Here is a 13021-nt window from a genome sequence, read left to right as displayed (position 1 = left end):
TCAATGATAAATTGCCTTTTAAGTAATTAGTTCAGTGCGATTGCGAATTATTGTCTATTTTTAATAGATAAGAATATTAATAACTAATCATTGTGGGGATTGTAATGGGGTTAGACAATATTTCAGTAGCTAAAAAGCTATTCATTTCACCTGCGGTTTTGATCGTAATTTTGATCGCAATGGCGGTGGTGAGCTCGAATTTGTTGAGCGGCTTGTCGCAAGACATGAACAAAATTTCTTTTGATTTAGCGCCAGATACGGAGCTTGCCGCTGATCTTACCGACGCAGTGTATGGCCTACGTTTAACGGTCAAAAACTACATCAAAACGGGTGATGAGAGCTTTGTTAATAAGTTCAATCAACAAGCTCAAGAGTGGAGCGCTGATGTGAGCAAAGCGTTCCAAGAGATCCAAAATCCACAACGTGTCGACATGCTCAAGCAAATCGACAGCATGAAGTCGCAATACCTTTCAACCTTTACTGGCGGTGTGATTTCCAACATGAGAAGTCGCAATGAGTTGGTCAATGGCACACTCAATGTCAATGGCCCTGAGATTGAAAAACGCCTCACCCAAGTGATGGATACAGCCAAGCGTGATGGTGATGTAGTCGCCGCTTATCATGCTGGGCGGGCACTACGTGCACTACTGCTTTCTCGTTTGTATGTTTCAAAATTCTTGGTCGAAAACCAACCTGATCAGGTTGAGCGTTTTAATAAGGAGTTTAAAGCATCAGAACAAGAGATGGCGACACTACTGGGTACGTTAGAGAATCCTGAGCGCCGCAAGTTGACGACCGAAGCATCGGAGCTTTTGGCGCAGTATGAGCTTGCCGCTAACAGTGTGGCGCAAATGATCTATGACCGAAACTCGGCGATTCAAACCCTAGATACGATTGGCCCACAGATTGCGTCGAAGATAAATGATTTGCGTGCATCGATCAGTATGTCGATGAGACAAGCGGCTACTACTGCTGATGAAAACACTCAGGCGTCTATTTCTCAGTTATACATGATTGCTGCGGTGGCAGTGCTCGTTGGCTTATTGGTCTCGGTATTGGTAACCAAAGCGATTGTGAGCAAGCTTGCAGGCACCAATGATGTGCTGTCAGACATTGCACAAGGGGAAGGGGATTTAACCATCCGTATTCCAGTCACTGGCAGTGATGAGTTGGCGCAATTGGCGCAGAACTACAACACCTTCGCCGATAAACTGCAAAACACAGTTTCTCAGTTAAATGATGCGTCTGGAAGCATGCTTACTTCAGCGCAAGAGCTGACGGATAAAGCTAACAGCACTCAAATCGAGGTGCGAGAGCAGCAATCGCAAGCGCAACTTGCTGCATCAGCGATGACAGAGATGTCAGCCAGTGCTCAAGAGGTAAGTAACAGTGCATTGCAAGCGGCAGAGTTGTCTCAATCAACGGCAGATGCAGCCTCTGCGGGTAGCAAAGTGGTGGTGGATGCAGCGAGCTCAATGCAAAGTTTGTCGATGCAAATTAGCGATGCCAGTGACACGGTCGAACAGCTTCGCTCCGACAGTGAAGAGATCGGTTCGGTGTTGGATGTTATTCGTAGTATTGCCGAGCAAACCAATTTATTGGCGCTGAACGCAGCCATCGAGGCAGCGCGTGCTGGTGAACAGGGGCGCGGCTTTGCGGTGGTTGCTGATGAGGTTCGCTCACTGGCATCAAGAACCCAAGAGTCTACAGAAGAGATCCAAAATATTATTGTGAGTTTGCAGCAGCGCGCAGAATCTGCCAGCCAAGCGATGACTAAGAGTCGCTCGAGCGCAGAAGAGACCGCAGCGCAAGTGCAATCGGCAGAAGAATCTCTAACTTCGATTGATACTTACATCGGCCAAATCAACGATTCGATTGGTCAAATCTCCAGTGCAGCAGGCCAGCAGGCCACCGCTGCGGATGAGGTCAGCATTAACGTCAATACCATGTCAGATATCTCCGATAAAACACTCGCTCAGTCGGTGGAAACCACAGATTCGGCGAAGCAGCTTAATCAGGTAGGTACTGAAGTATCGAGTTTGCTAGGGCAATTTAAAGTATAAAAACAACGAGTAAAGAAATTAACCACAGCACGGATGGCTGTGGTTTTTTTTCGCCCTATCTATCCCATACAGTTCAAGCTTTTGTAAGTAAGTTGTTACGAAGGCGGCTAATGCGATTACTATGATCATAGCGTTAGTATCGTAATTGGATGTGGTAAGGAAGCTATGAAGGGTGTTCGCTGGTTTCGTTCGTTGGTCGCAAGAACCTTAGTATTAACCTTGGTTGCCGTGGTGCTTGCGCAGGGAATTGCCACATCCATTTGGTATACCCAGTCTAAGAGCCGTGAGCTTGATGGTATTCGCTCTGCTTCAGAAAGCATGGCGAACATGTTTGCTTCCACGGTCAATTTCTTTCAATCATTGCCGGTTGAATATCGTCATATTGTGCTCGATCAGATCCGCAATATGGGGGGGACGCGCTTTTTCGTCTCTTTCAATCAGGAGCAGCTGGATATAGACCCCATTGGCGACTCACCGCTTAAACTGGCGTCAATGCAAGCCATCGATAGTGTGCTACATCAAAAGTTGCCTAAGGTCGATAATATCGTAGTAGAGTTCTCTCACCCAGAGAATCTGCGCATTTTAAAAAACGATATTTATCTGCATGACCTACCTAAATCTTGGGCTCATCACACTCTCACTTTACAACCGATCAATCCGCCGATTCTGGTGGTGCAAATTGAGTTAGCGACAGAGCAATGGCTGTATATTGCTGCGCTTCTTCCTGCGCCTTATGTGAGCCTAGAAGATAATATACTGGGCTCTGAGCAGTGGTGGTTTTTGCTCTTCTCGACCACTATTTTGTTAGTGCTTACTTACTTTATGATCCGCAGGCAGGTTAAACCTCTCAAGCGCTTGGCGAAAGCCGCCAATGCGGTGAGCGTAAACGTTGACCAGCCGCCCTTGGTAGAGGAAGGGGCGTATGAACTGGTCACCGCCACGCGCGCCTTTAACCGTATGCAGCTAAGGATCAACCGTTACATTACCGACCGAGAGTCATTGTTTTCCGCCATCTCCCACGACTTAAAAACGCCGATCACACGCTTAAGGCTAAGAGCTGAGCTTTTAGAGAGCGATATCAAGCGAGCTAAGTTCAATCGTGATCTCGATGAGTTGGAGATGATGGTCAAAGGGGCACTGCAATGTGTGCGTGAGACCGATATCCACGAAAATACCGAGCAGGTCGATATCAACGAGTTATTACGGCAAATTGCCGAGAGCCACAATACCCTGCAACAGGGTAGCGTTACTTTGCCTCAAGTCGAGATCGCGCCAATTTGGGCCAAGCCACTTGGCATCAAGCGAGTACTTACTAACTTGATAGACAACGGGGTGAAATACGGTGACAGCGTGGTGGTGAACGTACGAGATAGTGATGAATTACTCGAAATAGATATTCTAGATTCCGGGTCGGGCATTCCAAGCCACGAGCTAGAAGCGGTTTTTGAACCCTACCATCGTCTGGCTAAAGATAGCGACGGGCACGGATTGGGGCTCGGAATTAGCCGAAATATTCTGCGCGCACATGGCGGAGATCTCATAATTAACAATTCTGTAACTGGTGGTTTATTGGTCAAAGCCTTTATACCACGTAGCCTTGAGTCCTAATGTAACTGATTTGTTACATTGGGCTTACCCTTTGTTTCAATCCTTTTTCGGTGAGAGGAATACACTCCTATCAATCGAGAACAACTTAGCCGTATCCGGTTGACTCGTTTTTCGCTTAATCCGATAACATGGACGATAACAATGAAAATGACCAAAACCCTACTAAGTATCTCTCTTCTAGCTGCTAGCTCAATGGCACATTCAGGAGAGGTGGAAGTGCTTCACTGGTGGACATCCGGTGGTGAGGCTAAATCTGTTGCTGCGCTAAAAGGCATGCTGGAAGAGCAAGGCCATAGCTGGAAAGACTTTGCGGTAGCAGGTGGTGGCGGTGAGAGTGCTATGACGGTACTTAAAACCCGTGCTGTGTCGGGCAACCCGCCAGCAGCGGCTCAAATTAAAGGCCATGACATTCAAGAGTGGGGCGGCCTTGGCTTCCTTTCTAACTTGGATGACGTCGCTAAACAAGGCAACTGGGATGGTATCGTGCCAGAAATGATTGCCAATGTAATGAAATGGGATGGCGGCTACGTTGCAGTTCCTGTCAACGTTCACCGCGTAAACTGGTTATGGGCTAACCCGACTGTGTTTGAAAAAGCGGGGGCAAAAGTACCAACGACGATGGCTGAGTTCTTCGAAGCGGGTGACAAACTAAAAGCGGCGGGCATCGTACCGTTAGCGCACGGTGGTCAAGCTTGGCAGGACGCTACCGTATTTGAAGCAGTTGCTTTGGATGTGCTTGGCTCTGAAGATTACGTGAAAGCCTTTGTTGATCTCGACATGGACACCCTATCTGGTGACAAGATGGTAGAAGTGTTCCGTCAGTTCCAAAAAGTGCATGACTACATCGATGAAAACTCACCAGGCCGTGACTGGAACGTAGCAACGTCAATGGTTATCAATGGTGAAGCGGCAATGCAAATCATGGGTGACTGGGCGAAAGGTGAGTTCACCGCCGCAGGCAAAATGCCGGGTAAAGATTATGTGTGTATTCCAGCGCCGGGTACAGCAGGTCAGTTTACCTACAACGTAGATAGCTTTGCTTTCTTCCAACTTAAAGATGAAGCCAACATGAAAGCGCAAAAAGCGCTGGCGGCGACTATTCTTGAGCCTGAGTTCCAAGAGGTGTTTAACCTCAACAAAGGTTCTATCCCTGTACGTCTAGATATGGACATGTCTAAGTTTGACTCTTGTGCAACTGACTCAATGGCGACGTTCAAAACCAGCGCTAACTCAGGTGATCTAGTGCCGAGTATGGCGCACGGTATGTCGACCACCAGTTATGCACAAGGTGCTATCTACGATGTAGTGACCAACTTCTTTAACGACTCAAATGCGAAGCCTGAAGAGGCTGCGATGAAGCTTGCGAAAGCCGTTAAAGCCGCAATGTAAACCTCGATTGGCAATTAAGGTTGCCAATCTCTAGAACACCCCTGAAGGGCTTAATGCAATTGAGCCTTTCCCTAATCGCCACCTTCGGGTGGCGGTGATGGGGCGATTACTTTTGAGCGAGCTGGCCTTGCGTCAGTGTCGACTCCTCCACAGGGACTAGTTATGGAGCGCGTTTTGAACTCACCAGAAACCCGAACCACCCCAAAACGTAATTTGGCGGATCGGTTGCAGCACTGGTTACCCAAAATCGTCCTCGCACCGACGATGCTACTGACCGTTGTGTGTATCTATGGATTTATCTTTTGGACGACAGCTTTGTCGATGACCAACTCTCGATTCTTGCCTTCGTTCAATTTTGCCGGTTTTACTCAGTATGAAAAGCTGATGGATAACGACCGTTGGATCACCTCAATTACCAACCTTGGTATTTTTGGTGTGCTGTTTATCGTTATCGCTATCGTGCTGGGCGTTTTTCTTGCCATCTTGCTTGACCAAAATATTCGTCAAGAAGGCGCAATCCGAACCATCTACCTCTATCCAATGGCGCTGTCGTTTATCGTGACGGGTACAGCGTGGAAATGGATATTAAACCCAGGTCTAGGCATTGAAAAACTGATGCATGATTGGGGCTTTGTTAACTTTGAATTTAACTGGCTGGTTAGCTCAGAGATGTCAGTTTATACCCTGGTTATTGCCGCGGTTTGGCAATCATCTGGCTTTGTGATGGCGATGTTCTTAGCGGGGCTGCGTGGCATTGATTCATCGATCATTTCAGCAGCGCAAATCGATGGGGCGAGCCTGCCGAAGATTTACTGGAAGATCATTTTGCCTTGCTTACGCCCAGTGATGTTTAGTGCTGTGATCATTACTTCACACATCGCAATCAAGAGTTTTGACTTGGTGACCGCCTTGACCGCGGGTGGCCCGGGCTACTCTTCAGACTTACCAGCGCTCTTTATGTACGCCCACTCATTTACTCGCGGGCAAATTGGTCTTGGCGCCGCCAGTGCAGTGATGATGTTGGCGGGTATTTTGGCCATTTTAGTGCCGTATCTCTATTCAGAATTAAGGGAGCGTAAGTCATGACTCAGTCTTTTAATTGGGGTCGAGCAGCGATCTACGCATTACTGTTGTTCTTCTGCCTGGTGTATTTAATGCCACTGTTTGTGATGGTGACAACTTCATTCAAGACATTGCCTGATATTCGAGCGGGTAACTTGATGACGCTGCCACAAGAGTGGGTCTTTGATGCTTGGTACAAAGCGTGGAACACGGCTTGTACTGGTGTGAAATGTGAAGGGGTGAAAGGTTATTTCTGGAACTCATTTCAGATGGTGATCCCAGCGGTGGCTATTTCAACTTTGCTTGGTGCATTTAACGGCTACGTGATCAGTAAATGGCAATTTAGAGGCTCAAACTTGTTCTTTAGCTTGCTGCTGTTTGGCTGCTTCATTCCGTTTCAGGTGATCTTGCTACCAATGGCCGCACTGTTGGGTAAGTTAGGACTCGCTAACACGACAGTGGGCCTTGTGATGGTACACGTGGTTTACGGTATGGCCTTTACCACACTGTTCTTTAGGAACTTCTACGTGGGTGTTCCTGATGAGTTGGTTAAAGCAGCCAAGCTCGATGGCGCAGGCTTTTTTACCATCTTCTTTAAAATCATGCTGCCGCTGTCGGTGCCTATCATCATGGTGACAGTGATCTGGCAGTTTACTTCGATTTGGAATGATTTCTTATTTGGAGTGGTCTACTCCGGCTCTGAGACGCAGCCGATCACGGTCGCACTCAACAACTTGGTTAATACCAGTACCGGGGTGAAGGAATACAACGTAGATATGGCAGCTGCCATTATCGCCGCACTGCCAACACTCTTGGTATATGTGCTTGCAGGGAAATATTTTGTGCGCGGCCTGACCGCAGGCTCAGTGAAGGGATAATCATGGCGACTTTAGAACTGAATCAAATTCGTAAAACCTACCGTAATGCTCAGCAAGAGACGCTGAAAGGCATCGACATTAGTATCAACTCTGGTGAGTTTCTGATCTTGGTTGGCCCATCGGGTTGTGGTAAATCGACCCTGATGAATACCATCGCAGGTCTGGAAGATATTAGCTCTGGGGAGATTGTGATTGATGGAGTTGACGTTGCTAACGTTGAGCCAAAAGATCGCGACATCGCCATGGTGTTTCAATCTTATGCGCTTTACCCAACCATGACGGTGTATGAGAACATCGCCTTTGGTTTGCGTATTCGTAAGATGGAAAATGACTTGATTGATGCCGAAGTAAAACGTGTTGCGGATATGCTGCAAATCACCGCATTGCTCGACCGTAAACCGAGCCAGCTTTCTGGTGGTCAACGTCAGCGTGTTGCCATGGGGCGTGCCTTGGCGCGTCGTCCTAAGCTGTATCTTTTTGATGAACCTCTGTCTAACCTAGATGCAAAGCTGCGTGTGGAAATGCGCCACCAGATCAAGCGTTTGCACCAAAAACTTAACACTACCATTGTGTATGTAACCCATGACCAGATTGAAGCGATGACGCTCGCTGATCGCATTGCGGTGATGAAAGATGGTGAGCTGCAACAACTGGGCACACCAAAAGAGATCTACGATCAGCCATCGAACATGTTTGTGGCAGGTTTTATGGGCTCACCTTCAATGAACTTTATCCATACCATGGTCGATCTCGATGATCAGCAGAACCCTGTGATCAAAGTGACGGGGACCAACGATCAGGAGCACCACATTCGCTTGCCTGCCTCAATGCGAGAGCAAGATGGCAAACAGATCGTGATTGGCTTGCGCCCAGAACACATTACCGAGCAAGCAGGGGAAGACTCATCAGTCAGTACCCAGCTTGACTTGCAACTGGAGGTGTTAGAGCCAACTGGGCCAGATACCATTGCGATGGTGAAGGTCAATGATCAAGAGGTCGCTTGTCGTTTGTCACCAGAATGTGACGTTCAGGTGGGGCAGATGGCACCACTGCATTTTGATTTGTCCAAAGCGGTGTTCTTTGATGCACAGACGCAACAAAGAGTGCAATTTTAACTCTTGGGGGAGAGTTGGTGTATCGCTCACAGTTGAGTGAATACACCTAAGTAAAGCTGGCGTCCGCTAGCTTTCTTGAGGGCCTTGGCGACCAATATTTGGTCGCCTTTTTTGTGCTTGTAAATCGGTGATATGGGTTGGGTGAAATTGGTAGAAATGTACCCATTGGCGGTTTTGGTGTGGGTGGGTTTTCACCCATTAATTTTTAATGCCATTGGGTTGCGTCAAGGTGTAACACGCCAAACCCCTTGTGGTTACTGGGTTGTTAACAAAATGTATTGAGTTGGTCTGCTTATTGCTCTTAGTTAGGCACAAGGCATCAAAAATGATGACCGAGTCATAAGACAAGGAGAAAAATAATGTTAAAGCCTCTTACCCTACTATCTGCATCAATTTTGGCTGTAACCAGCTTCCAAGCGGCGGCGAACTGTGACCCAGGCGAACTGGTGATCAAGTTCAGTCACGTAACCAATACGGATAAGCACCCGAAAGGCATTGCAGCTTCCCTTCTTGAAGAGCGTGTTAACACAGAAATGAACGGCAAAGCGTGTATGCAGGTGTTCCCTAACTCAACGCTTTACGATGATAACAAGGTGCTTGAAGCCCTATTGAATGGTGACGTTCAGCTTGCTGCACCATCTCTGTCTAAGTTTGAAAAATTCACCAAAAAGTACCGCATCTTCGATTTGCCTTTCTTGTTTGAAGATGTCGACGCTGTTGATCGATTCCAAAACTCAGAAGCGGGTGAGAAGCTAAAAAATGCGATGAAACGTCGTGGTCTAAAAGGTCTTTCATTTTGGCATAACGGTATGAAGCAGATGTCGGCAAGTAAGCCGCTATTGACGCCAGAAGATGCTAAAGGGTTGAAGTTCCGCGTACAGGCGTCTGACGTATTGGTTGCTCAGTTTGAGCAATTAGGTGCAAACCCGCAGAAAATGTCGTTCAAAGAGGTGTATGGCGGTCTGCAAACTAAGGTTATCGATGGTCAAGAAAACAGTTGGTCAAACATCTATGGTAAGAAGTTCTTCGAAGTTCAAGACGGTGTGACAGAGACCAACCACGGTATCTTGGATTACCTAGTAGTGACCTCTAACGATTTCTGGAACGAAATGCCAGCAGACACTCGTGATCAGTTTGCCACCATCTTGAAGGAAGTGACTGAGACGCGTAACTCTGAATCAAGCAAGGTAAATAACGCCAACAAACAAAACATCATCGATGCGGGTGGTGTTGTGCGCACCTTGACGCCTGAACAGCGTCAGCAATGGGTTGAAGCACTACAACCTGTATGGAAGAAGTTTGAGAAAGACATCGGCGCAGACTTGATTGAAGCGGCCCTAGCGTCAAACAAATAATCATATAACGATAAACAATAGGAGCGGGGACTCACCCGCTCCACCTTCAAGACAGCGGAGTAGTCCATGGAGCAGTCTTTTTTTGCCAAAGTTGGCAAAGTTACCGATGCCATCGAAGAGACCCTAATCGCCTTTTTCCTCGGTGCGATGACTTTACTGACCTTTATCAACGTTGTGTTTCGTTACGTACTCAACGACAACATTTTGTGGGCGCTAGAGCTCACGGTATTCATGTTCGCATGGATGGTGTTAGTGGGTGCCTCCTACGGGGTGAAAAAACACTTCCACATTGGTGTCGATGTGGTGATCAACCTTGCCCCAGAACGTTTGCGTAAGATTTACGCCCTATTAAGTGTGTTTGCCTGTTTAGTGTTTTCCGTTTTGTTGCTGATAGGTTCTTGGAATTATTGGTATCCGTTCGCCACCGATCGTGCGTGGTACGAGACCGATGACATTCCAATGCCTGAGATGCTGCAATTTATGGCGGACTGGCTCAACGAAGGCGAGCGCTATGAAAAACTGCCACGTTTCATTCCATACATGGCGCTGCCAATTGGTATGGCTCTTTTAACTTTCCGTTTCTTACAAGTGGGATATCAGATTTTCACCGGTGAACTTGACCGCCTCATCGCAGGTCATGAAGCCGAAGAAGATCTTGAAGCACTGAAAAAAGAAATGACTGAAGAGAAAGAGGGCTAAACCATGGCAATACTATTTCTATTTTTAATGGTTATCGGCTTCATGCTGATAGGGGTGCCGATTGCTATTTCCCTGGGTTTATCGAGCATCCTGTTTTTAATGATGCACTCTGATGCTTCCTTAGCATCGGTGGCGCAAACCTTGTTTAATGCCTTTGCAGGTCACTACACCTTGTTGGCGATTCCGTTCTTCATTTTGGCCTCAAGTTTCATGTCTACCGGTGGTGTGGCGAAACGTATTATTCGCTTTGCTATTGCTATGGTGGGCTGGTTCCGTGGTGGATTGGCGATGGCCTCGGTGGTTGCATGTATGATGTTTGCGGCGCTCTCTGGTTCATCACCTGCAACCGTGGTTGCGATCGGTAGTATTGTTATCGCTGGTATGGTGAAAAATGGCTACACCAAAGAGTTCGCAGCAGGGGTTATCTGTAATGCGGGTACGCTAGGCATTCTGATCCCGCCTTCTATCGTAATGGTGGTGTATGCAGCAGCGACAGATGTTTCTGTAGGTCGAATGTTCTTAGGTGGTGTTATACCGGGGCTACTCGCAGGTGTGATGCTGATGATCGCCATCTATATCGCAGCCCGTGTGAAAAACTTGCCAAAACAGCCATTCGTCGGTTGGGGCGAAGCCTTTGCAGCGGCAAAAGATGCGAGCTGGGGCTTGGCGCTGGTGGTAATTATCCTTGGAGGTATTTACGGCGGTATCTTTACTCCGACAGAAGCGGCGGCGGTAGCGGCGGTGTATTCATTCTTTATCGCAAACTTTGTCTATAAAGACATGGGGCCATTTGCTGACAAAGAAAACAAACGCCCAGCGTTTGTTAAAGCGCTAGAGACCTTTGTGCACAAAGACACCAAGCACACTTTGTTTGAAGCGGGTAAGTTGACCATCATGCTGCTGTTCATCATTGCCAATGCATTGATCCTTAAGCATGTATTGACCGAAGAACGCATCCCACAAATGATCACCGAGTCAATGCTATCGGCAGGTCTTGGTCCAATTACGTTCTTGATTGTAGTGAACTTGCTGCTGCTGATTGGTGGTCAGTTCATGGAGCCATCGGGTCTATTGATCATTGTTGCACCTTTAGTATTCCCCATCGCAATCGCACTAGGCATCGACCCAATTCACCTTGGCATCATGATGGTGGTGAACATGGAGATAGGCATGATAACACCTCCGGTGGGGCTCAACCTGTTCGTGACCGCCGGGGTTGCTAAGATGTCGATGATGAACGTGGTCAAAGCGGCACTACCGTGGGTTGGGGTTATGTTCTTATTCCTCATCATAGTGACTTACGTCCCTTGGGTTTCTACCTGGCTTCCAACTACTTTGATGGGCCCAGAAATCATCACCAAGTAAGTCCGAATCAATACAAGTTTAGACACCCTCTTTTCCCCGCATCGATGCTTTGATGCGGGGCTTTTTGCATTAGAAGTGAGAATATTTATTTTTAATAATTCTCTCAGTTTCAAGTTCTTACATTCAAGTTTGAAGGTGTTCCAGAACTAAGTCGCTGTCGTTTTTTTGATATTGAAAGCGTGAGATATTCCAACTTTATTCGAAAGTGTTACTTACATATGGCGATTAAAAGATTAACCCCAATACTGTACGCTCTGTGTTATAGCTTGAGTGTAGGTGCTCATAATTTACATGAATTGGATGAGAAGCAATTAATCAAAAATTATGCGCTCACAACATGTGTTGCAACTTACTATAAGCATTCCAAAGTATCTGAAGATGCCATCGCAGCCATGCAAGGCTATCGAGAATTTTCAAACCTACCGCTTGAGATATTTTTCAAAGTGCCAGAGCTTTTAGCTAACTCTGATCTAAAAGGTTATCGCTCCAAAAAAGGCAACACCATTGAGCTGGCATACTGCTTAGACTTCGCTGAATCAAAGAAGGTTGAGGCGCTCTATCAGCAAGCTATAGCTACTCAACAATAACTAGTAGTTAGATCGTAGCGCCCTTCATCATTTGATAGTCGGCTAACTAAAGGGAAATGCAGTTAGTACCATTTGGTGAGAGTGTGTTATACTCTGGTCATAACTTTAATGGTGGTTTACATTGAATGGAGTTGAAGTCCTACTCAGTATGCATGGTGAACAGGTTCATCGTGATGATGGGTATTGGTGGAAAATAGAAGCTTGGACTGTAGCGCCAACCAAAGAGCGGCCCCATGGTATTCGCTATAACTTAACGCTCCATAATCGATATAACAAACGGGTATTTGGACATGATAATGCTCATGCGGTGAAGCCACTTAAAGGAAATAAGTTTAGTGGGCGGCGTTATGAGTATGATCATCTGCATAAATCAGCTGTTGATCGAGGCACGCCTTACGAGTTTTCTGATGGTTACACACTGCTTCAAGATTTCTTTGAGGGAATAGATAAAACCATCGCAGCAATTGAAGGTAAGTAGTATGAAAGTAAAAATTGGGATCATGCCAGAAAAGCTTATTCGAATGAGACTAGTGGCTATTGCGCAAGGTGAGTATCAACCCCGACCAGATGAACCTAAGGTTTGGTACACCTCTTTCAATGCCGTTTCTCAAATTCTGCGCCCAGAAAATATCGAATTACTAAGACTGATCGATTCAGAGCGACCAGAGAGTCTTACTGAGCTGGCTCAGCTAACAGGCCGAGCTAAATCCAATTTGTCGAATACGCTCAAAGGGCTGAGTGAAAAAGGCTTTGTTCGGATGGAGCAAGGCTCAGGCAAGGCTATCAAGCCAATGGCATTATTTACCGACTTTGAAATCGTTACAGATTCGCAGTTAGAGAGCTACTTATTGCAATTATCAATAGCTCAGTCGGCAGCGTGATTGACTCCGCAGCTGACTG

At 46.8% G+C, this 13021-nt stretch carries 12 protein-coding genes; all 12 read left to right on the top strand.

The genetic code is table 11. From position 1 onward, the window contains the following. The first annotated feature begins 104 nt into the window (after window positions 1-104). The 12 genes from J4N39_RS10280 to J4N39_RS10225 all read left to right on the top strand — a co-directional run bounded on the left by J4N39_RS10280 (window position 105) and on the right by J4N39_RS10225 (window position 13002). On the top strand, window positions 105-2063 hold the full coding sequence (locus J4N39_RS10280) for a HAMP domain-containing methyl-accepting chemotaxis protein (protein WP_252018857.1): 1959 nt from the start codon (window positions 105-107) through the stop codon (window positions 2061-2063). Window positions 2064-2228: 165 nt separating this feature from the next. Next, window positions 2229-3671, top strand: coding sequence for an ATP-binding protein (locus J4N39_RS10275; protein ID WP_252018855.1), 1443 nt, complete (start codon window positions 2229-2231; stop codon window positions 3669-3671). 141 nt (window positions 3672-3812) lie between these two features. Then, window positions 3813-5060: an ABC transporter substrate-binding protein gene (locus tag J4N39_RS10270; RefSeq protein ID WP_252018853.1), complete on the top strand. Its 1248-nt coding sequence runs from the start codon at window positions 3813-3815 to the stop codon at window positions 5058-5060. A 162-nt stretch (window positions 5061-5222) separates the two neighbouring features. Continuing rightward, on the top strand, window positions 5223-6146 hold the full coding sequence (locus J4N39_RS10265) for a carbohydrate ABC transporter permease (protein WP_252018851.1): 924 nt from the start codon (window positions 5223-5225) through the stop codon (window positions 6144-6146). Next, entirely contained in the window at window positions 6143-7000 is an 858-nt protein-coding gene (locus J4N39_RS10260; RefSeq protein ID WP_252018849.1) for a carbohydrate ABC transporter permease, read from the top strand. The genes J4N39_RS10265 and J4N39_RS10260 overlap by 4 nt, the downstream gene beginning before the upstream one ends. A gap of 2 nt (window positions 7001-7002) precedes the next feature. After that, window positions 7003-8115: an ABC transporter ATP-binding protein gene (locus J4N39_RS10255; protein WP_252018847.1), complete on the top strand. Its 1113-nt coding sequence runs from the start codon at window positions 7003-7005 to the stop codon at window positions 8113-8115. A 359-nt stretch (window positions 8116-8474) separates the two neighbouring features. Continuing rightward, window positions 8475-9470, top strand: a complete 996-nt coding sequence (locus J4N39_RS10250; protein WP_252018845.1) for a TRAP transporter substrate-binding protein — start codon at window positions 8475-8477, stop codon at window positions 9468-9470. A gap of 66 nt (window positions 9471-9536) precedes the next feature. Then, on the top strand, window positions 9537-10169 hold the full coding sequence (locus J4N39_RS10245; protein ID WP_252018843.1) for a TRAP transporter small permease: 633 nt from the start codon (window positions 9537-9539) through the stop codon (window positions 10167-10169). A gap of 3 nt (window positions 10170-10172) precedes the next feature. Then, window positions 10173-11534 carry a TRAP transporter large permease gene (locus tag J4N39_RS10240; protein ID WP_252018841.1) on the top strand — a complete coding sequence of 454 codons (1362 nt, stop codon included), beginning with the start codon at window positions 10173-10175 and terminating at the stop codon, window positions 11532-11534. Window positions 11535-11752: 218 nt separating this feature from the next. Next, window positions 11753-12121, top strand: coding sequence for a T6SS amidase immunity protein Tai4 family protein (locus tag J4N39_RS10235; RefSeq protein WP_252018839.1), 369 nt, complete (start codon window positions 11753-11755; stop codon window positions 12119-12121). Between the two features lie 121 nt (window positions 12122-12242). After that, window positions 12243-12599, top strand: coding sequence for a toxin-antitoxin system TumE family protein (locus tag J4N39_RS10230; RefSeq protein WP_252018837.1), 357 nt, complete (start codon window positions 12243-12245; stop codon window positions 12597-12599). A gap of 1 nt (window position 12600) precedes the next feature. Then, window positions 12601-13002 carry an HVO_A0114 family putative DNA-binding protein gene (locus tag J4N39_RS10225; protein WP_252018835.1) on the top strand — a complete coding sequence of 134 codons (402 nt, stop codon included), beginning with the start codon at window positions 12601-12603 and terminating at the stop codon, window positions 13000-13002. Window positions 13003-13021: the final 19 nt, after the last annotated feature.

The sequence above is a fragment of the Vibrio sp. SCSIO 43136 genome, assembly GCF_023716565.1.
In the GTDB taxonomy this organism is placed as follows: Bacteria; Pseudomonadota; Gammaproteobacteria; order Enterobacterales; family Vibrionaceae; genus Vibrio.
Note: the sequence above shows the minus strand (reverse complement) of the source record. Positions and strands in the feature narration are given on the sequence as shown.

Coding starts and splice junctions, on each gene's coding strand:
- J4N39_RS10280 (WP_252018857.1), top strand. CDS start 105: ATGGGGTTAGACAATATTTCAGTAGCTAAAAAGCTATTCATTTCACCT.
- J4N39_RS10275 (WP_252018855.1), top strand. CDS start 2,229: ATGAAGGGTGTTCGCTGGTTTCGTTCGTTGGTCGCAAGAACCTTAGTA.
- J4N39_RS10270 (WP_252018853.1), top strand. CDS start 3,813: ATGAAAATGACCAAAACCCTACTAAGTATCTCTCTTCTAGCTGCTAGC.
- J4N39_RS10265 (WP_252018851.1), top strand. CDS start 5,223: ATGGAGCGCGTTTTGAACTCACCAGAAACCCGAACCACCCCAAAACGT.
- J4N39_RS10260 (WP_252018849.1), top strand. CDS start 6,143: ATGACTCAGTCTTTTAATTGGGGTCGAGCAGCGATCTACGCATTACTG.
- J4N39_RS10255 (WP_252018847.1), top strand. CDS start 7,003: ATGGCGACTTTAGAACTGAATCAAATTCGTAAAACCTACCGTAATGCT.
- J4N39_RS10250 (WP_252018845.1), top strand. CDS start 8,475: ATGTTAAAGCCTCTTACCCTACTATCTGCATCAATTTTGGCTGTAACC.
- J4N39_RS10245 (WP_252018843.1), top strand. CDS start 9,537: ATGGAGCAGTCTTTTTTTGCCAAAGTTGGCAAAGTTACCGATGCCATC.
- J4N39_RS10240 (WP_252018841.1), top strand. CDS start 10,173: ATGGCAATACTATTTCTATTTTTAATGGTTATCGGCTTCATGCTGATA.
- J4N39_RS10235 (WP_252018839.1), top strand. CDS start 11,753: ATGGCGATTAAAAGATTAACCCCAATACTGTACGCTCTGTGTTATAGC.
- J4N39_RS10225 (WP_252018835.1), top strand. CDS start 12,601: ATGAAAGTAAAAATTGGGATCATGCCAGAAAAGCTTATTCGAATGAGA.